The organism is Paenibacillus sp. FSL H8-0282, assembly GCF_037963825.1.
GTDB classification, from domain to species: Bacteria; Bacillota; Bacilli; order Paenibacillales; family Paenibacillaceae; genus Paenibacillus_AQ; species Paenibacillus_AQ odorifer.
Window position 1 is genome coordinate 4,564,620 of record NZ_CP150146.1, and the last position, 21,053, is coordinate 4,585,672.

At 45.0% G+C, this 21,053-nt stretch carries 16 protein-coding genes and 1 tRNA gene; 4 read left to right on the plus strand and 13 right to left on the minus strand.

Annotated features, from left to right (window positions below; translation table 11 throughout):
• Positions 1 to 59: 59 nt before the first annotated feature.
• Positions 60 to 890 carry a helix-turn-helix domain-containing protein gene (locus tag NST94_RS19770; protein WP_280753035.1) on the minus strand — a complete coding sequence of 277 codons (831 nt, stop codon included), beginning with the start codon at positions 888 to 890 and terminating at the stop codon, positions 60 to 62.
• Positions 891 to 1,121: 231 nt separating this feature from the next.
• Between NST94_RS19770 and NST94_RS19775 the strand changes: the two genes are divergently transcribed.
• Both NST94_RS19775 and NST94_RS19780 read left to right on the plus strand, forming a co-directional pair.
• The gene (locus NST94_RS19775) at positions 1,122 to 1,985 is read left to right on the plus strand and encodes a class I SAM-dependent methyltransferase (RefSeq protein WP_036685718.1); all 864 of its coding nucleotides are present in this window, start codon (positions 1,122 to 1,124) and stop codon (positions 1,983 to 1,985) included.
• Between the two features lie 3 nt (positions 1,986 to 1,988).
• Entirely contained in the window at positions 1,989 to 2,735 is a 747-nt protein-coding gene (locus NST94_RS19780) for an RluA family pseudouridine synthase (RefSeq protein ID WP_076219226.1), read from the plus strand.
• Positions 2,736 to 3,519: 784 nt separating this feature from the next.
• Here the strand turns inward: NST94_RS19780 and NST94_RS19785 are convergent.
• From NST94_RS19785 to NST94_RS19815, 7 genes are all read right to left on the minus strand, one after another.
• On the minus strand, positions 3,520 to 4,065 hold the full coding sequence (locus NST94_RS19785) for a hypothetical protein (RefSeq protein WP_339281194.1): 546 nt from the start codon (positions 4,063 to 4,065) through the stop codon (positions 3,520 to 3,522).
• Entirely contained in the window at positions 4,062 to 4,493 is a 432-nt protein-coding gene (locus tag NST94_RS19790) for a MarR family transcriptional regulator (protein WP_076127601.1), read from the minus strand. The genes NST94_RS19785 and NST94_RS19790 overlap by 4 nt, the downstream gene beginning before the upstream one ends.
• 192 nt (positions 4,494 to 4,685) lie before the next feature.
• Positions 4,686 to 7,127: a DNA gyrase subunit A gene (gene gyrA, locus NST94_RS19795; protein ID WP_076127599.1), complete on the minus strand. Its 2,442-nt coding sequence runs from the start codon at positions 7,125 to 7,127 to the stop codon at positions 4,686 to 4,688.
• 177 nt (positions 7,128 to 7,304) lie between these two features.
• Complete coding sequence (parE, locus tag NST94_RS19800) at positions 7,305 to 9,287, minus strand: DNA topoisomerase IV subunit B (protein WP_076127597.1); 1,983 nt, start codon at positions 9,285 to 9,287, stop codon at positions 7,305 to 7,307.
• Between the two features lie 169 nt (positions 9,288 to 9,456).
• The gene (locus NST94_RS19805; RefSeq protein WP_280753148.1) at positions 9,457 to 10,446 is read right to left on the minus strand and encodes an ABC transporter permease; all 990 of its coding nucleotides are present in this window, start codon (positions 10,444 to 10,446) and stop codon (positions 9,457 to 9,459) included.
• On the minus strand, positions 10,439 to 11,419 hold the full coding sequence (locus NST94_RS19810) for an ABC transporter ATP-binding protein (protein ID WP_036685707.1): 981 nt from the start codon (positions 11,417 to 11,419) through the stop codon (positions 10,439 to 10,441). The genes NST94_RS19805 and NST94_RS19810 overlap by 8 nt, the downstream gene beginning before the upstream one ends.
• Before the next feature lie 102 nt (positions 11,420 to 11,521).
• Positions 11,522 to 12,361, minus strand: a complete 840-nt coding sequence (locus NST94_RS19815) for a GDSL-type esterase/lipase family protein (protein WP_076127595.1) — start codon at positions 12,359 to 12,361, stop codon at positions 11,522 to 11,524.
• Between the two features lie 239 nt (positions 12,362 to 12,600).
• On the opposite strand from NST94_RS19815, the gene NST94_RS19820 reads away from it, so the two are divergent.
• Positions 12,601 to 12,673, plus strand: a tRNA-Lys gene (locus tag NST94_RS19820).
• Positions 12,674 to 12,806: 133 nt separating this feature from the next.
• Here NST94_RS19820 and NST94_RS19825 read toward each other — a convergent pair.
• Complete coding sequence (locus NST94_RS19825; RefSeq protein ID WP_339281195.1) at positions 12,807 to 13,547, minus strand: CAP domain-containing protein; 741 nt, start codon at positions 13,545 to 13,547, stop codon at positions 12,807 to 12,809.
• Between the two features lie 313 nt (positions 13,548 to 13,860).
• Positions 13,861 to 15,825, minus strand: coding sequence for a WG repeat-containing protein (locus NST94_RS19830; protein ID WP_339281196.1), 1,965 nt, complete (start codon positions 15,823 to 15,825; stop codon positions 13,861 to 13,863).
• 773 nt (positions 15,826 to 16,598) lie between these two features.
• Here NST94_RS19830 and NST94_RS19835 point away from each other — a divergent pair.
• A complete protein-coding gene (locus tag NST94_RS19835) occupies positions 16,599 to 16,751 on the plus strand; it encodes a hypothetical protein (protein WP_175617299.1) in 153 nt (50 codons plus the stop codon).
• A 445-nt stretch (positions 16,752 to 17,196) separates the two neighbouring features.
• On the opposite strand, the gene mglC is transcribed toward NST94_RS19835, so the two are convergent.
• The 3 genes from mglC to NST94_RS19850 form a co-directional block, all read right to left on the minus strand.
• Positions 17,197 to 18,204: a galactose/methyl galactoside ABC transporter permease MglC gene (gene mglC, locus NST94_RS19840; protein ID WP_076127586.1), complete on the minus strand. Its 1,008-nt coding sequence runs from the start codon at positions 18,202 to 18,204 to the stop codon at positions 17,197 to 17,199.
• Between the two features lie 93 nt (positions 18,205 to 18,297).
• Entirely contained in the window at positions 18,298 to 19,809 is a 1,512-nt protein-coding gene (locus tag NST94_RS19845) for a sugar ABC transporter ATP-binding protein (protein WP_076302735.1), read from the minus strand.
• 146 nt (positions 19,810 to 19,955) lie between these two features.
• Positions 19,956 to 21,026, minus strand: a complete 1,071-nt coding sequence (locus NST94_RS19850) for a galactose ABC transporter substrate-binding protein (protein WP_094903385.1) — start codon at positions 21,024 to 21,026, stop codon at positions 19,956 to 19,958.
• Between the last annotated feature and the right edge of the window lie 27 nt (positions 21,027 to 21,053).

The following is a 21,053-nucleotide window of genomic DNA, read 5'->3' on the forward strand; positions in this document are numbered from 1 at the left end:
ATGTCTCATTTCTTACTTGGGTTTAGTCTAACAAGGTTGACACGCTTTGTATTGCAAAATTACGACATTCTTCGGTCTGCATAGACCAAGGCTTCAAGTGGGGTTCTTCCTGCATATTTTTTGAAATTATTGATAAAATGGGACTGGTGACTGTAACCATACGCGAAAATAAGATCCTGCATATTCTTCGTCTGCCCAGGTAAATGACACATCTCCCGCCATACATTCTGAAACCGCACGAGATCTGCTGTTTTTTTGGGCGATACACCTATATATTCTTGAAAAAGCCGTTCAAGTTGTCGTCTGCTTAAATTAGAACTGGTCTCCAAATCCTCTGCGGTCACAATCCCTTTTTGTTTAACCATAGTATAGACTGCGTTCATCATCCGATCGTTAGTCCGCCCTCTACGCTCAAGACGACGAAGCAGATAGGCTTCAGCGGCTGCAATCCTTTCGTCCATCGAGTTTACTTTCTCCAATAGATGACCAAGCTCTTTTTTAAAAGTGCCAAAATATTGTTCTACATCGACATGTGCATTCAAGACATTCCGCAGATGATCATCTGCAAAAAAATGAACCCCCCAGAAATGAAATCGGATACCAAAGGTTGAACTCCCCCCTGGCTTTCTGTCTGAAGAGACTTCAAATGGAGTGTCATTGATGCCGGAGAAAAAAGTGTTTGTATTACCTGATTCTCTATCCAAATCCCAAATAATATCCATACAGGTGTCCGGAATTATTGTCTCCGTCTCAGGTTGTTGTATAGACTCCACATCTACAGAACCCCAAAAACAGCGAATAAACGGCTGCAAGGCATGGCTGGGCAGAAACTCACTAGTGTGGTTGGGTTTTGCAGTTATAGGGAAATACAGCGGTGAGAGATTAAACATAGCTTTAGTTCTCCGATCGTAAATAGGGTAAGAACTCTACTATCTGATCATACACAATCAAGTCATGAAGCACCAGTTGAATAGCCGCATAAGCATGGGAATATTATACACTTCATTAGCATTGGACAAAATAATTGGTGAAGCTGGCTGAGGCGTAATTTGTTTGTAGCAATCAGGTGAAATGTTGTACAATAAAGGCTAAATGAATTTTTTTGAAGGATGGATTAAATCATGTATATAGCGAGCGATTGGAAAGACTATGAAGTAATTGATACAGGCGGTGGAGAGAAGCTCGAACGCTGGGGCGATATTATCTTGCGTCGTCCTGATCCACAGATTATTTGGCCTCTAAATAATGAGACCGCTAAATGGCGTGATGTGCACGGACATTATCACCGTTCCTCCGCTGGTGGCGGACAATGGGAAATGAAAAAAACCATTCCGGACGATTGGAAGATTAGCTACGGTAAATTAAAATTCCACTTACGTCCTACAAACTTCAAGCATACAGGACTATTCCCGGAACAAGCAGCCAACTGGAGCTGGATGATGGACAAGATTGCAGCGGCTAACCGTCCAATCTCAGTGCTGAATCTTTTTGCTTACACAGGTGGAGCTACTGTGGCAGCGGCGAGTGCCGGTGCGTCTGTCGTTCACGTGGATGCAGCCAAAGGTATGGTGCAGTGGGCGAAAGAAAACGTTCAGCTGTCTGGTCTTGGAGAACGTCCAGTCCGCTTTATCACGGATGATGTATTCAAGTTCGTACAACGTGAACAACGCCGCGGCAGTAAATATGACGCGATTATTATGGACCCTCCTTCTTACGGAAGAGGACCTGGTGGAGAAATGTGGAAGCTTGAATCAAGCTTGTACCCTTTCCTTGAGAGCTGTATGGAGATTATGAGCGACAACCCATTGTTCATGCTCATTAATTCCTACACCACTGGAATTTCTCCAACTGTACTGCGCAACATGTTGTCCATGACCATGGGCAAACGTTATGGCGGAAAACTTACCTCCGGCGAAATTGGTCTTCCGATCACCTCCTCCGGCATGAACCTGCCATGTGGTATCCTGGGTCGCTGGGAGGCGTAAGCCATGACACAGCATAGTTCCGGCAACAATGAGGCTGTAAGCGGCGGATCGCAACGCTTTGAAGTGTTGTACGAAGACAACCATCTTCTGGGGATTGTAAAACCCGTGAATATTCCTGTTCAGGAGGATGCAACAGGCGATCCTGACCTGCTGAACCTGCTGAAAGAAGATGTGAAGGAACGTTTCAACAAACCCGGCAACGTCTATATCGGTCTGGTCCACCGTTTGGATCGACCGGTTGGGGGCGCAATGATTTTTGCCAAGACTTCCAAAGCGGCTTCAAGACTATCCGAGAGTGTCCGTACTCACGGCTTTCATAAGGTGTATTTAACAGTCGTGCATGGTAAACCGCCAGCCACTCGTGGCCGTCTTACAGATACGCTGCTTAAAGACGCAAAGAGTAACACCGTCACCGTGGTTCGAAAAGGAACTCCCGGCGGCAAGGAAGCAATTCTGGATTACACAGTGCTTGACAGTGCAGAAGGATACAGCCTGCTTAAGATTGATTTACTTACAGGGCGTTCCCACCAAATTCGGGTGCAGCTGAGTTCGATCGGCTGTCCATTATACGGTGATCAGAAGTACGGGGCTTCAGTGAACAGACCGGGGCAACAAATTGCGTTATGGTCAGCACTTGTAGGATTCCCTCACCCTGTTACTAAAGAAGAAGTGGAACTCATCTCTCTGCCCCCACAAACCCATCCTTGGGATCTGTGGCCGCGTGAAACACTACAAGAAGGGCTGTCCTGAAGCAGCCCTTTCTAAGCATTGAAACGATAAAAACGAGGCAGTGATTCTCCGGTTAGTGGAGAATCACTGCCTTGTTTTTGGTTCTGCGTCTGCTACTTGACAGACTATGGGAAGAGGGGCCACGCTGGAGTGTTCTTCCTAGCTCCGCAGGATATGCTTAGTCCGATTTTTCCAGCCGGGCATTGAATATCCCTTTGAGATTAAACATCCCTTCGAGATTAAACATCATTTTGAGAGATTAAACATCCTTTCCACCTTCCAGCCTGAACTTAGCTAACGGTCCACCGCTCTGTTTAGCGATGGATCAGCAGTGGTACAGTAGTGGTACAGTAGTGGATCCTAGTTGGAATCTGAAATGAAAGTAAGATAACTGCACTCTATACACTTATTCCGAATAAAAAAACAGTAGGTCGGATTTTAAGTGTACTCTTTACAACTAAAAATCAGGGAAACTGTAAAAAGAGAAGTAAATCAAGAAAATAGTTGTATAAAATACAGTTATATCTCAATGCTCGAGTAATTTACAAATAATAGCTGTACAAAATACAACTAAATACATTTAGATACCTCTACATGTTTCTCTTACTTCTAGATGCCACTAAATACCTATATATACTTTCAAACGCTTCTAAATGTTTCTATATACTTCTATATATATCTATATATTTCTATATATTTCTACATTCATCCAATTCTTCTAAACGCCTCTATCTTCTTCAACATTTTCCGCATTGCTTCCATCGGCTCTTTATACATATATTCTAAATGGGGTGTAGATCCAAATCTAATACCCTATCATATTTATTAAAGGCTTATCATCCCAAATTTGAACCTCAATATATCGTTCAGGTCCCTTGTCACCATTGGCATTCCATTCCTGTGGCATACCGAATTTATCGATTACATCTATAATCTCGTCCCATGTATAAACTTGATTGCGATAAGGTTTGCCATCTTTATATCTCATAGTAGGAAACAAATCCCCGTAAGTGAAACTGATCGAAGCAGGATCAAACTGCTCAATAGTAATTTGCAGGCTTTTACCTCTAGGATACCAGTCTAATAACCCCGGACATTCTCCCAGCGTCATATAATGCGGACAGGCTCTAGAAGGCTTACCACCTTTTATTATAAATAATTCCCTGGCCTTTGCTTCAAGACCCCGGCGAATATCTAGATAATCTGCTGAACGCTTACTCGCAAAACCTTTATTACGCTGACGTAGATCATTCAGAACCTGTTCCGCTTCTTGGGATGGCAGATCAGACAGATTTTGAAATGGACCTGTAGATTCATCATAGTAGTGATACAGCCAAGCTATTTGCTTCAAGGTGTAGAACCCTCCGGTGTAGTTGTAACAACCATTTTGCCCATTAAGTAGAGCAGTAACTGTTGGTTATGAGAGGAGATCGGATCAAGCGCTTCCGCAAAAAAATCACTGCGAATCTTTAGACCCCGTGCAGTTTCTTCCATTCCAGTCTCCGTTATGCTTACCCATACAATCCGCCGGTCCGAAGCATCTCTTTCCCGCACAATAAGCTCATGCTTCTCCATCCGATCAAGTAACATCGTAACCGCTGCAGGACTGGTCGCCAAATGTGGAGCCAGATCAGAAGGCTTCATGGCGTCGCGTTCCTGAAGCAGTTCAAGTACAGTAAGTTGGGCATCCGTCAGCGTTGGAGCAAGATTACTGTCCATATGTAATTTATAATCTTTTAAAATCTTATGCCAAATTTTACTGAATTCAGAAGCATGCACACTTATTCCTTCCTTTCCTCGCGGTTCTATCCGGTATATCTACATTTTCGCGAAACAACTTCCATTTCCTGCAAACGAAGAAAAAATAAATCTGCCGGACCTTCAGCATAAAAAAATAAAAAACGACGCTTAGTCAACCCTCCAAAAGAGCGGACTAAACGCCGTTATAAAATCACTTGTTAATCGCTAGTTTTAATGAACTGATGGGAAAAGATTTATGATCTCATCCTTTTTCTCCACAGCTACAATCTGTTTGCCTGTAGAACGACGCTCGCCCAGCGGCGCTGATTCAGAGGAGAACGTATGGTGGGCATTCTCACGGGTAACGGCATTCAGTTCTAATGGCTCCTTGCAATAGAAAGCCCCTGCTAACCTGCTGCCATTTGGACGTATTCGTTTGCCTTCCTTGAATTCGAAGGTTGGCATTCCTTTGCCACCACGGCTTTGTGATGGATAATCCACAAGTAATGAACGTTTCGCATAACCAATATCAGAAATAGCAAGGATTTCGCCTTCATCTTCGCTGACCCAGAAGCAGGAAATCACCTCGTCGCCCTCGCGCAGCTGAATTCCTCTTACACCGGATGCAACGCGACCCATAGGGTTAACCTCATTCTCATGGAATCGGATACTCATTCCCTCACGGGTGACCAGCACAATGTCCTTGTCATTCGTACTAGAAGCCACTGTAATGATCTCATCACCCTCGGCTACCTTACAGGCCGCTACAGCTCCAGAACGGCTTGTAGAGTATTCCTTGAGCTCTGTACGCTTCACCTGACCCCGACGGGTGACAAACACAAGGCTCTGCTGCGGATCATCTAGATTATTCACCGGAATCACACTAACGATTCCATCTCCTTTAGACAATCCAATAACATTCACAATCGCTGTACCAGGCTCTTTCCATTTAAACTCCGGAATCTGGTGCACAGGAAGCAAGAAGTATTGCCCCTTGCGGGTAAATACCAGCAGACTGTCACGGGTATTTACATCCAGCAGCCTGACGATATGATCGCCTTCTTTGACGCCTGAGGTATGACGCTCCCCACCAGAACGGGTGAAGGAAAGCATACTAGTCCGCTTAATATAACCATCTGCTGAAAGAGCAACGAGCACATCCTCCGCATTGACCAGCGCTTCAAGGCTAACCTTGAGCTCCTCGACTTCGCCTTGGATCAGAGAACGGCGATCAATGCCGTATTTGTCGCGAATCTCCAGCAGTTCCTTACGAATTACAGCAACTAGCTTTTTGTCGCTATCCAAAATGCCGCGCAGATGTGTAATCTTTGCCATCATTTCATCTAACTCTTTCTGGAGTGAAGTGATCTCCAGATTGGTCAGACGATACAATTGCAAAGTAAGAATCGAATCGGCTTGGCGTTCACTGAAGCCGAACATCCATACGAGATTGTTCTGAGCATCCTGACGATTTTTCGACGCTTTGATCGCAGCGATAACCTCATCCAGAATGTTTAGTGCTTTAACTAAGCCCTCTAAGACATGAGCACGGTCTTCAGCGCGTTCCAGATCGAACTGGGTGCGATGAGTCACAACTTCACGCTGATGTGCGATATAAGCTTCCAGGATGGCTTTTAGACCAAGCTGCTGAGGTGCTTTGTTAACAATAGCAACCATATTGAAGTTATAGGTGATTTGAAGATCGGTTTTTTTGAGCAGATACGCCAACACGCCTTGAGCATCAGCCTCTTTTTTGAGTTCGACTACAATCCGCAGTCCCTCACGGCCGCTCTCATCACGAACCTCGGCAATGCCATCGATCTTTTTCTCCAGCCGAATATTCTCCATGGAAGTAACCAACCGTGATTTTACAATCTGGAATGGAACTTCCGTGATCACGATTTGCTGCTTGCCGCCCCGCATATTCTCAATCTCTGTTTTGGAGCGCAGGTAAATACGGCCTTTACCTGTGCGGTAAGCATCCATGATGCCGTCTCCGCCCATGATTGTGCCGCCTGTAGGGAAATCCGGACCTTTCATGAAGGTCATAATTTCTTCCAGCTCAATATTTGGTTTCTGCATCACTGCGATACAAGCGTCAATTACTTCACGCAGATTATGTGGCGGAATTTCAGTGGCAAAACCAGCAGAAATCCCACTCGTGCCATTTACGAGCAGATTCGGATACCGGGAAGGAACCACAACAGGCTCTTTGGCGGTATTGTCAAAGTTATCTTTAAACAAGACCGTCCGCTTCTCGATATCACGCATCATCTCCATTGCAATGGGAGACAGCCGTGCTTCTGTATAACGCATTGCCGCTGCTGGGTCATCGTCCATAGAGCCCCAGTTGCCGTGACCGTCAACTAGCACATGCCCCATCTTCCAAGGCTGTGCCATACGTACCATACCATCGTAAATAGAGGAGTCACCATGTGGATGGTAATTACCCATTACATCTCCGACAGTTTTGGCTGACTTGCGGTATGGCTTGTCAGGGGTGTTGCCGGAGTCGTACATCGCATAAAGAATCCGGCGCTGCACGGGTTTAAGTCCATCACGGACATCGGGGATTGCCCGGTCCTGAATAATATATTTGGAATACCGACCAAAGCGGTCACCGACGACCTCTTCCAGAAATGCCGGCAAAAATTGTTCTGATAAACTACTCACTTTGCTCACCTTCTGTTCCTCAAACTGCCCGTTTTAAAATAGTGTGGTGATTCTCAGGTACTTCAGAGATTTTTGGAATTCCGGGCACTATCTCTCCTACAGTTCCAAAATTCCCCTAGGTCCCATAAACACCAAGCTCTTAGAAAATCGGGATTATCGTCACTTGCAGCACTGACATTACTCTACAATTTCGGTGAAATCGACATTTTCAACAATCCAGCGTTTACGTGGATCGACTTTGTCACCCATAAGTGTTGAAACACGGCGCTCCGCCTTAGCAGCATCCTCAATCTGTACCTGAAGCAGCGTACGCGACTCTGGATTCATCGTTGTTTCCCACAGCTGATCGGGGTTCATCTCGCCCAATCCTTTATAACGCTGAAGCTCGAAGTTTTTGCCGAATTCCTTTAAGTAATTTTGCAGCTCTTCATCACTCCATGCATACCTTACGGTCTCCAGCTTACCCGTTTTGCGGGTCAACTTATAAAGTGGAGGCTGAGCGATAAAGACCTTACCTGCATCTAATAAAGGCTTCATATAACGATAGAAAAATGTCAGCAGCAGCACCTGAATATGCGCTCCATCGGTATCGGCATCGGTCATAATGATAATTTTAGAATAATTGCTGTCTTCGACGGTGAAATCCGGACCAATTCCAGCACCTATTGTAGAAATAATTGCTTTATACTCGTCGTTCTTCAGGATGTCCAGCAGCTTAGCTTTCTCCGGATTCATCGGTTTACCTTTTAGCGGCAATATCGCTTGAATCTTAGAGTCACGGCCTTGCTTAGCTGAACCACCGGCGGAATCACCTTCCACGATAAACAGCTCCGTACGTGTAACGTCCTTTGATTGTGCAGGAGACAGCTTACCGCCAAGATTCGAGCTTTCGCTGCGTTTCTTGCCTGTGCGGATCTCATCGCGGGCTTTACGTGCCGCTTCCCGCGCTTTCGACGCTTGAATCGATTTCTTCAGAAGGCTCTGCGCAACTTGTGGATTTTCTTCCAAGAAACGCGCCATATTTTCAGAAACGATATAATCTACTGCACTACGGGCGGAAGCACTGCCAAGCTGATCCTTCGTCTGTCCAACAAATTCAACCTCGGACATTTTTACACTGATAACAGCCATCATGCCTTCCCGCAGATCATTACCTTCCAGGTTTTTATCTTTTTCTTTAAGCAATTGCGTGCGGCGGGCATATTCATTTAATACACGAGTGTACGCAGTTTTAAAGCCGGTCTCATGTGTGCCCCCGCTGCGAGTTGGAATGGAGTTTACGAAGGAAGCCAAGGTTTCTGTGTAGCCTCCGTTGTATTGCAGAGCTACTTCTACCTCGATATCATCCTTTTCTGCACTGAAATGGATAACATCATGGAGAACATCCTTACCTTCGTTGAGGAACTGCACAAATTGACTGGCTCCACCTTCATAAAAGAACTCATCCTGACGGTTGCTCCGCTCATCTTGCAGTGTAATACGCAAACCGGAATTCAGAAAAGCAATCTCCTGAACCCGCTCTGCCAGCGTGTCATAATTCAGAGCAATTCCATTTGGGAAGACACGAATATCTGGCTTGAAAGTAATTTTCGAACCCGTTTTATTGGTGTTACCCAGAACTTCAAGACCAGTTACAGGTTCGCCAACATGCTCCTTGCCCTTCTTGTCCACCCAGTACTCAAACCGCTGCCGATGGATTTTGCCCTCACGATAAATCTCTACTTCGAGCCATTCAGACAAAGCGTTTGTGACAGAAGCCCCTACGCCATGCAAACCGCCTGATTTTTTATAACCCGATCCACCGAACTTACCGCCCGCATGCAAAATTGTAAATACAACTTGCGGGGTAGGTACCCCTGTCTTATGCATTCCAGTTGGGATCCCCCGTCCATTATCGCTAACGGTTACCGAGCCATCCTTGCGAAGCAGTATGTCAATCTTTGTACAATACTTGGCTAAATGCTCATCTACGGCATTATCTACGATTTCCCATACTAAATGATGTAGTCCTGAAGAACTCGTACTGCCGATATACATGCCAGGTCGTTTGCGTACTGCAACCAGACCTTCGAGCACTTGAATGTCGTCAGCATCGTATCCAGTACGGCCATTCTCGCCGTTATTAGAAACTTCAGCAAACATATCGATCTGTTCGAGCATTCATGCTCCTCCTTCTTTTCTCTATACTAAGAAGAAACGGCTTGGCCGTCCTTTATGTTAAGAACGGTATCCGTTACTGCCAAAAACCTAAGGATAGAATATAACGTGAAATTATACTCTCCTATATTTCTAAGAAATGCAAACAAACGTTTTGGTCACTTTGTTCATTCTAATTCAAAATATCCCTTTTCGTAAAGACGGCGAATGAAATGATCACCGAAGCGGCCCCCCATACAGCCAGCACAGCCATGGAAAATGACAAGGACATCCCTTCAATGGGGGCGGGAGTACCAGACAAATAGCTGGTCAGTCCAAGATTTACCATAAATAAATATTTTGCTGTTGTCCAGGCAGAGGCCATATTGGTCAGTATACTACCTGCAATCAGCGCTGCCATCATAACTACTATACTCGCCGCAGTACTGCGAACAAGCACCGAGATCATGAACGCGAGCAGTGCAACCACTACGCTGACGAACCAAATCAAACCACCTTGCATAAGCATATATTTCCACTGGGGCACTGCATGTACAGTAGACATATCTAGCGAATCACCACTGATTTTAAAGCCTGTAAAAACAGGAATATTAAAACCTTTAAAACCAAAGGCGAGACCAGAGATAAAGTAACTGATTGCAAATGTGGAAAGTACGATAAGCGAGACAAACATTAGCAGTGCTGTCATTTTGCTAAAAAGCACCTTCCAACGCTTGACCGGCCTAGTCAACAGCATTTTGATAGTTCCAGTTGTCCTTTCGGCCGAGACCAAATCTGAGGCCACCGCCATAATGAGCAATGGAATAAATAATGTAACCGAATTATCCATAAATTCTCGGGTAAAGGTAACCCCGCTAGGTTCATTCGGATTAACGTCATGGTGAAGATAATACTGAAGCTGTTGTACAAATATTCGCCGATAAGTCTTCCATTCCTCTGGAATCCGGTCACTGCCCAGTGAATTTTGATTATCGATAATCTGCTGCTGGATCTCAAGCCGCCAATCGGATTTAAATTTCTCCCGACTCCGTTCGGCTGAACGCATCTGTGCATAGGTGAACATAGGCACCAGTACAATCAGAATCAGCAGTATAACATAAAACCGTTTCTTTTTTATAATCTTCAAGCACTCATTACGGATTAGCGGAAGCAAGTTACTCAACATTCTCACCCTCCGTTAGTTTCAAGAATAGCTGTTCCAGTGTCGGATTAATTTTATGCACAGCTCTCACCTCAATTTCAGCAGTAACCATTACGGCCACAATCTCGGGGATCAGATCCTGATCCATGATCGTTATTAAAGAATTGGGGCCCATCCCGGCAATAATTGAGTCATCTAATGTGACGTCTTCCAGTTTCTGAATTTGAATATCTGAACGATCAGCCAGCATTTCCCGGGCCTCAGCAAAAGGCTCCAGCTCCCAAAGTACATACGGCGAATTACGAGCGATCAGCTCATCTACCGCACCTACTGCCAATACACGCCCTTTACTAATAATCGCTACACGGTCGCAAAGAAGCTGAATTTCACTAAGCAGATGGCTCGATACGAACACCGCCAGCCCTTCATCCGCCAGCTTGCGAATGAATTCTCGCAGCTCTTTAATGCCTTTAGGGTCAAGTCCATTCGTCGGCTCGTCCAAAATAAGCAGCCGTGGACGTCCCAACAGCGCCTGCGCAATGCCTAATCGTTGTCTCATCCCAAGCGAGTATGTACTTACCTTATCATGTATCCGCTGATCTAATCGAACAATATCTACCACTTCGCTAATACGTTCATTGTCTACGCCAGGCTGCATCCGGGCAAAATGCTGCAAATTCTCCCACCCGGTCAAATAGGTATATACCTCAGGATTCTCAACGATAGAGCCTACATATTGCAATGCTTTTTCCGGATTTCGGTTCACATTGTACCCACATACTGTAATCTTGCCCTCAGTAGGTCGAATCAAATCCACAAGCATGCGGATCGTGGTCGTCTTCCCAGCCCCATTAGGCCCGAGAAAGCCGAAAATCTCCCCTTTTCTCACATCGAAAGTGACATCATCTATAATCCATTTTCGTCCTATTTTTTTACGTACCCCGTCCACAGACAAGACGACTGTGCCGGAGTCTTCACTATTCGCTTTTGTCATATTTAATTTAGCTCCTTGTGACTGTCATTTTCTCGGTTTGTACTTGCTCAAAGGGCATTTACCTACATGATCTTACTGCAAAATTTAACACTCACCTATATACTACTGCACAGCCTGTATGAACCGTTCTCCGATTCGCTGATAGCCATCACCATTAGGATGAAAATGATCGGTGGATAGATACTTGTCCAAATGTCTGTTAAACAAGTCAAACGTAGGAACCAAGGTCATGTTGCTATGCTCATTAATAATATCCATTGCCGTATTATTCCACTTCGTTACCGCTTGATTGCCTGGTGCCAGTAATTCTGGAATATCGCCAAAGGGATTATACAGCCCCATATAGTAAACTTGCGCATTCGGATTGATCTGTGAGATTTTATCGAGAATCTTCTCCAGTCTAGCTGCTGCTTCTGGCAGAGCGGCTAATAAAGACTCTGGAGTCAGCTCCTGCCCAGAGGTTGATGAAGTTGTGTTGCCCTGTTGCGCCCCATTATTCTCAAGAATATCCGAATCCTTAAACAGATCATTTCCTCCGACGGATAGCAGAACAACATTCGACATGCGCAAGGCATACTCCACACCATCTTCGTTCAGTTTGCTTAACAGCCCCGCAGTAGTCAACCCGTTAATCCCCATATTGCCTAAAAAGTCTACTGTGACACCTTTTGCGGATAAACCAGTAACCGTACGCTTAACAAACCCTTCTCCGGTGTTATCACCGGTCCCCTTGGTAAGCGAATCCCCGAGCGCAACAATTTTGAGGAGCTTGACAGTCTCCGTCACCGGTGCGGCTGTTTGCTGAGGCAAGCTGCTCTCGGTAACCTCTCCGACCGGATAGATAATATCTTTAACCGCATAAACTAAACCAACCATCAAAACTATAGTTGTTACTATGGAAATCAAGCTGACGCTGCGCCATGTCCATTTCGAATCCTTCAAAGCTATCCCTCCGTATGCCGTTCTATTATGTATTGTTCCACAATTTACAAAGATCTTAACTATGTTACATAAACATAATTCTTCCATACAAGTTTTGCAAATGTCTAGCAAAGAAAAAAATCCCGCTGCTACAGTGTTTTTGCCGAGGAACGAGTGTGGACTTTTTTGAAAATAAAAAAATACTGGCTTTTTAATTAATGCCATTATATAATATTCACCGTTGACTCTTTAGACATTACGGGTTATTAGCTTAGCTGGTAGAGCAGCCGACTCTTAATCGGCAGGTCGCAGGTTCGACCCCTGCATAACCCATAGAGCTAGACAGAAGAAGTAAGGACAAATTCCTTGCTTCTTTTTTTGTTGCATTTTTAATCTTCACCACACAAAAAAAACCGCTCCCCGACTTACATCGGAGAACGATTTCTTCCTGAAGCATCTACTCGTATTATTTACCAATAAACTCTTGAACCCAGTAATTATTATCATAACCTACACCGATATAATTGAAGTTAGCATTCAAAATATTAGCGCGGTGACCTGGGCTATTCATCCATGCCTTCATTACTTCTTCTGGTGTTTTTTGTCCCATTGCGATGTTCTCACCTGCGGCTTTATAAGTGATGCCAAAGGATTTCATCATATCAAAAGGTGAACCATACGTAGGTGAAGTATGTGAGAAATAGTTATTCGAACGCATATCTGTAGCTTTTGTAGCGGCAACTTTGTGCAGGCTGTCCAATCCAGCTACAGGTGACAAACCAGCTGCTGCACGTTCTTTGTTTACCAGCGTTACGATTTGCTGAACATAGGTTCCTTTATTGCTCACAGCACCTGTTGTAGTTGTATTATCTGTTGGCTTAGTTACAGTAGTTGTGTCTGCTGGCTTTGTAACCGGTTTTGTAGTTGTAGTTGTAGTTGTAGTTGTAGTTGTAGTTGTGGTCGTGTTGTCTTTGTTTGGTACTGTTCCAGTTTGCGGCTTAGTTACCACGATTGTGCTATTCGAAAAAGGGAATCCCTCAAGATTAGCTTGTTTAAAATATTGTAATATTTGCTCATAACTTGTGCCTTTTATTGTTACTGTCGATTCATTCGATGCCGCATTTGCTTCCAATGGAAGAGAAATACTAAGTGCCATAACAGCTGCCACGCTACCACCGATGATTGCTTTTAATGTCTTGTTCTTCAATCTGCCATCTCCTTTTTTCTTGCGTGTAATATATGCTTCTGCCTAGAGTGACCATCTACAAATGTTACAAAGTTGTAATTTGTTCCTCAGTCATTGTAGCATAAATCTCTCAAATGTGCGCTTCTAATTTTTTACATATAATAGTCTTGACTGTAAGATTTCCGATTCCTAGATACATTCGCTTTCTTTCGCTGTTTCCCTGCCTAAAAATACCATTTTATCTGTTATTCGCGAAAAAAAAGCGAAAAAAAGCGAAAAAAGTCGCCCTCCCCGAAAGGACGGCAACTTCAGCAAACCTATGGATACCTGACGATTAATGAAACGATTGCCAGAACTCGCCCTCCGTAGAGATCAATCCCATGATTTCCGCATAAGGAATCCGGAAGGTTGGAAAACCTGCAGAATACGGAGCGATCTCATAAGGTGCGAAATATAGATACAACGCTTCATTATCTACAAAGAAGGGCTGATCCGAGGTAATTCCTTTATACGTATCCGGAAAAACATATGAATATTGTGGATCGTTCTCGATCTGTTTGCCCACAATTTTACTGAGCTTCTCCACATATCTGCTGCCCGGCTTGAACAAATCCCCCAGCTTATAGAACCTGCCGCTGCGCAAATTAATATGCGGATAGATTTTGGTAGGCATTCCATGTGCTGCTCCAAAAGGAAAACGATAACCGGTCAGCTCCAGCACCAACAGGTTTTTACGGAAGAAAGAGACTGAAAAATCACCATTATAACTAAAGTCCTGGGAAACCCCTCCACTCCCAACGTCTTCAGCAAGGGATAGCTTGCGCAACTTATCGTTAACCTCTCGCGAAACTTCCGCACTTGCAATCCCCTCAACGACCGGATAATACACCAGATAATCCCTGTTCGGTTTGTATTTCTTCTCCACTACGGAATAGGGAGGTCTCAGCGGAATGACTCCATTTTGGCGCCAAACCTGCTTTCCCTGCCGATCATAATAAGATGTGCGTTGATCTACACCTGCTCTTATCAAACGTCCGCTAAGGGTGAGTGTTCCTGCACCTGGAATAACTGGAGGCTGGGCTGCCTTTTTTCCACTTCTATCGATAAAATAGGTATCTTTAGCATCAAATACAGACGCCAAGCCTTCCTGATAATTGTTCACGCCAAGCAGGGTGTGATTGCTCAGGACCGCTCCCGTTTCCGCATCTGCAATTACGTAACGTGATCCGCGATAAGGCTGGCTGGGGAATACAGGCGTTCCTATGGCTACTCTGCCTTCACCTAGCTGCAATACTTCATAATATTTTGCCGGGATGATCATTTTCCCTTGTTTATCAATCAGCCCGTAGGCGTTGCCATAATTCTCAGCGGTATTCACCACCGCACGTCCCTCTGAAAAAGGTAAAGCAGAGGTGAATTGCGGTTGAATGGCTACAGAACCATCCGTATTTAAATAGCCATATTTACCGTTTTCAGTCGCTTGATAGGCTAGTAAACCTTCTCCCGGACTTCCAACGAAAGGATGGTTATACGTATGCAGAATGTTCCCATCCGGATCGATGAGCGCATACTCTCCTTCTTTGATTTTAACCAAAGCCACGCCGTTCATAAAATCATTGGCATCTACATAAATCGCGGGCAGCACCTCTTTGCCTTGCGCGTCCACATATCCATATTGCGATTGGCCGCCGGTCGTATTTTGTTTTGAAAATAGTGCACGCCCCTCATGTAATGAGTTCAAATAATCATACCGGGCGGACGTCACTTCTTTGCCTTTTTCATCAATAAAAGTGTACCCCTTGGCATCCGACACTACGGCGCGCTCTTCCGAAAAAGGCGCAATAAATGAATAGATCGGCTTCACTCGTTCTCTTCCAGTGCTGTCAATGAGCCCGCTGCTATTTTTTCGCTGAACTACGGCAAGACCGTTCTTCTGAAAATCCTCAGCATATTCGTACCGGGGTTCAATCTGAACACGGCCCTCGTCATTAATATATCCCCAAAGTGTGCCCTCTTTGAGATTAAACGGCGCCGGATGCAGACCCGTGGTCCGCAGATCGTCCCCCACCCACTCCGGCAATAAGTATGGCACCTCAAAAGGCTTATTAGAGTAATCTACACGATATAATCCCGCTTCTGCCGGAATCGTGACGAATAACTCCTCTTCCGTGCGTATGAAATCCTCATCCTGCTGAGTAATATATTCGTTCCAGCCAATGCCATCCCATTTCCATACATCCGCCTGTATCAGACCATTGTCATTCCCTTTCCCCAGCTCATTCAACCTAATCCTTAACATCCAGTCGCTCCCCTTTAATAAAGGCATTTGCCTATAGAATATGGGAGAACGTTGGTTTATGTGCTTTTTGATCTTTGGGGTTAGGGGGAGAGGAGCATTCTAGGATAAAAATACCGTGTTTCCTCCATAGTTGCTCGTTTCGGCGAATTCTAGGGCATTTTTGCCTCTCTTTCCTCCACTGTAGCTCGTTTTGGCGTACTTTAGAGCATTAATGCCTCTCTTTCCTCCACTGTAGCTCGTTTCGGCGTACTTTAGGGCATTAATGCCTCTCTTTCCTCCTCCGTCGCTCGGTTCGGCGTATTCTAAGGCATTTTTGCCTCTCATTCTTTCACGTTAGCTCATTTCAGCTAATTCTGCGGGATTTATACCGTTCTTTCTCCTCACATAGCTCAGGTCGCTAGTTCTACGGGATTTATACTGTTCTTTCGCCACACATAGCTCGTTTCAGCCAATTCTACGGGATTTATACCGTTCTTTCGCCCCACGTAGCTCGTTTCAGCCAATTCTACGGGATTTATACCGTTCTTTCGCCCCACGTAGCTCGTTACAGCCAATTCTACGGGATTTATACCGTTCTTTCACCTCACATAGCTCAGGTCGGCTAGTTCTACGGGATTTATACCGTTCATTCGCCACACATAGCTCGTTTCAGCCAATTCTACGGGATTTATACCGTTCTTTCACTCATGGTGCTTCTGTTCTGTTACTAATATTAGTTTGTTGATATTGTTGGTGAGCTATGATGAATATGATGTGTTTTCGTGGTGCTCCTGATGGCGATGGTAGTGTTATTGCTGCTGATATTGATTTGTGGCGGTGATAGCGGTGTTGATCCTGATGATGTTGAGTGGAGCTTAATAGCCGTGTTTGTATTGATGATATTAATTGGTGATGGTAATGATGCTGTAGATGTTCCGTGGCGGTGATGGTGTAACTATCGGGTGGAGTAAGTCCTATTGGTGCAATATTAGATTTGATGGAGCAGGGGTGGCAATGTTGATTGAAGTTGGTGGTGGTAAGTAATGTTGATGTTAGTGTTGCTGGCGCTGTTTAGTCGTGGTGGCATTTTGGCGGGTAGTTTTAGTGGTGTATTTGTTTCATGTTGGTAGTAGCCATTGATGATCTGTGTGTTAGTGGTGGTGACACTATTTGGTCGTGGTGGCATTTTAGTGGGTAGTTTTCGTGCTCGTGCGTAGTTTTCCTATGCGAGGAGCAAGGGGGCGACGTTCAGTACTTATGAATTGGTACTTATGAATTGGTACTTATGAACTGATTCTTACGAGTTGCTTATATCCGCAAGCGAAATGGACAAACCAAAAAGCGTTTGCCATAAATAGCAAACGCTATAATCACCACACATCCCCCACACAACTACTTCTTCGAAGAATATTTCCGCATATCAAATGCGACCGCGGCGATGATGATCAGACCTTTGATAATCAACTGATAGTAAGGGCTGATGCCGATAAAGGTCAGGCCGTAGTTGATTAAGGTAAAGATAATAACACCGACCAGAACACCTGGCACTGTTCCGATACCACCGGTTGTGGACACCCCGCCCACGACGCAAGCAGCAATCGCATCGAGCTCATACATGTTACCATAGTTATTGGTTGCGCCACCTGTTCTGGCAGCCTCCAGCACACCCGCCAAACCATAAAGGGCTCCAGCAATCGCATAGATGTAGATCAAGTTCTTGGAAACATCGATGCCAGATACTTTAGCTGCCTGCATGTTACCGCCGATAGCGTACATGTTCTTGCCCAGCTTAGTTTTATTGAACACCACCCATACGATGGCGGCGACACCCAAGGCTATCAGCACGATATACGGGATTGAATATTGCCCCTTGCCGATAAACCCGGAACCGATTGTAGTGAAATCTGGACGCAGACCGCCAATCGGCTGTGATTGGTTGGGGTCCATGTCAAAGTACAAGGAATTCAAGCCGTAGACGATAACCATCGTACCCAGTGTTGCGATAAACGGCGGGACGTTCAGCTTGGAGACGACAATACCATTGACGAGTCCGCAGAGAAGGCCAGCGATAATAGCTATAAGGATCGGAAGCCACACTTGCACCTGCGGCAGATCAGGAAAAAAGCGCCGGGAATAATCCGGAATTTGCAGCATCGAAGCAGAGATTACCGCTGTAAAACCAACCACACGTCCAGCAGACAAGTCCGTCCCAGCTGTGATAAGGATGAAGGCAACACCAAGCGCGATGATAATCCGTGTTGACGACTGAATTAGAATGTCCCGTAAAGTATTTACAGAGATAAAGGCCGGCTCATATAAGGCAATACCCATAATTAGAATTACCAAGACAATATAAATAGCATTTTGAGTAATAAAAGATTGGGCTCTTTTAGCGTTCATTAGTAGTGTTCCTCCTTAAAGTTACGCGAAGAGTACTTCTCTTCGTAAACCAAATCTAGTTTCGCCCAGCAAAACTATCATTGAAATCCTATCCTAATGCTGTGCAGCGAGCCGCATAACTTCGGTTTCCGTAGCTTGCTCGCCTTCTAGTATTCCGGTAAGCCTACCCTCCGACATGACCATCACACGGTCAGACATTCCGAGCAGCTCCGGCATTTCTGAGGAGATCATAATGATGCTTTTCCCTTGCTGCGCCAAGTCGGCAATAATCGAATAAATCTCGAATTTAGCCCCTACGTCGATACCGCGAGTCGGCTCGTCCAGAAGCAGGATTTCGGGCTCGGTTAGAAGCCATCTGGCGAGCAGCACTTTTTGCTGATTACCACCAGAAAGATTCATGATCAGCGTTTTGGTTGTTGGAGTTTTGGTCCGTAATTTTTCAATCATTTTATCGACTTCTTCTTTTTTCTTTTTTCCATCTAGTAGAAGTAGTAGTTTCTGGTATCGATGCAGATTAGCGATTGCGCCATTTTCATGAACAGACAAGACTGGAAAAATACCAGTGACACGCCGTTCCTCCGTAAGCAAAGCCATTCCGTGTTTCTTAGCATCCTTGGGAGATTGGATATGAATGCGCTTACCATCGATAGAAATCGTCCCCGATTTGATAGCCCTCAGGCCGAATAATGCCTCAATAACCTCTGTTCTCTGAGCGCCTACCAGACCACCAATCCCTAAAACCTCACCTCGTCTTAATTCAAAAGAAACATCTTTAAACGATCTTTCTTCAGGGGAGGTTAATCCTTCCACCTTCATATATACTTCGCCAGGCACGTTAAAGCGTTCTGGGAATCGATTGGTCAAGTCACGGCCGACCATTTTGGAAATAATAAGATCTGTAGTCAATTCCACCGCTGGCCAGGTTCCGATTTTTTTACCATCCCGCATAATGGTAACCTCGTCAGAAATTTCGAGAATCTCTTCCATTTTGTGAGATATATAAATAATAGCTACGCCTCTACTCCTAAGGTCCCGTATGATTCGAAATAAATGCTCCACCTCCACACTGGTCAGGGAGGAAGTAGGTTCATCCATTACAATAACGCGGGAGTGAAAAGAGACAGCCTTCGCAATTTCAATGGATTGGATTTTGGATACAGACAGCTTACCCACTAATGTCTCGGGATTCAGATCGATATCCAGATCTTTAAACAAATTCTCCGTGTCAGTGTACATTTTCTTATGGTCAATAAACTGGAAAGGTCCAATCCCTTTGGTTGGGAAACGTCCTAACCAGATATTCTCCATCACACTTCGGAACGGCACGGGATGCAGCTCTTGGTGAATCATGGAGATCCCATTTTTCAAAGCGTCATTTGAGCTTCCGATAGAGGTCTTCTCACCCTCCAAAAAAATCTCACCGGCATCCGGTGAATAAATACCAAAGAGACATTTCATTAAAGTGGACTTACCCGCACCATTCTCGCCCATAAGGGCATGCACCGAACCTGGTCTGACCTTTAAACTAACTGCATCCAGCGCTTTGACGCCGGGGAATTCTTTAGTAATGTCATTCATTTCTAGCAAAAACTCAGCTTTTTCCATGTTGTTACGCCCCCTACGCTTTTTTCTTTTTTCATGAGAGGCACAGCGGTTTCATCCTGTTCCCTGCCTGAAAGAAATCCGAGGAGCGAATATCCGCTCCCCGTTGCTGCCATATGATCATGAATTCCATCTAGATTAGAGCGTTATTATTTGGCGTCATCGATATTGTCTTTGGTGATCTTTTTATAGGAAATCCACACGTATTGGTTGTCTGTGATATCAAAGCCTACGTTATCTTTTGTAGGTGTTTCTCCTTTAGCAAGCAGAGCAGCAACTGTGATCGCAGCTTTACCTTGGTTGTTCGCATCATTCAGCACGGTACCAAGCATCGTTCCATCTTGTAGCGCTTGAATCGCAGGAGCAGTAGCATCTACACCTACTACAGGCATGAATTTATCACCCGTGAAGTAACCTGAAGCTTTCAGTGCTTCGATTGCACCGAGAGCCATATCGTCGTTGTTCGCAAGCACAGCTTCAATTTTGTCGCCATGGGAGCCAAGGAACGCTGCCATTTTTTCTTGCCCTTTTACGCGGTCCCACATCGCAGTATCTTCAGCCAGCTTTTCTACCTTGATGCCGGCATCTTCAATTGCTTGGATGGAGTAAGTAGTACGAAGCTCAGCGTCTTGGTGCCCCGGTTCGCCTTTTAGCATTACGTATTGAAGGACACCGTCGCCGTTTTTATCCGCTTCAGGATGTGCCTTCCAGTAGTCCACGATCAGTTGACCGGACATAGTTCCGGATTCTTCCGCTTTAGCGCCTACATAATAAACCTTATCCCATTTCTTCATATCTTCTGGCAGCGGCTCGCGGTTCAGGAAAACCACCGGAATATTTGCCGCTTTTGCTTTTTCGATAATAACGCCAGCCGCAGTACGGTCAACCGGATTGATCAGCATGCCTTTATATTTTTTGGTGATGAACAAGTCAACTTTGTCATTTTGTGTGGGTTGAGAATTTTGGCTATCTACGATATCTACAGTAGCAATGCCTTTGGCAGCAGTGTCGATTGCGTTACGAACACCTGTCATGAAGGTATCGTCAAATTTGTAAATGGCTACCCCTACTTTTGGCGTTTCAGTGGAAGAGCCCGCATTTTCAGTTTTTGGAGCGTTGGTAGCTTTACCACTGTCTGCATTATTGTTGCTATTGCCACAGCCTGCCAGGGCGGCACCCAGTATTGCGCTTGCTAAAAGAACGGAAGTGATTTTTTTCATTATTCATTGACCTCCTGTTTATACTTC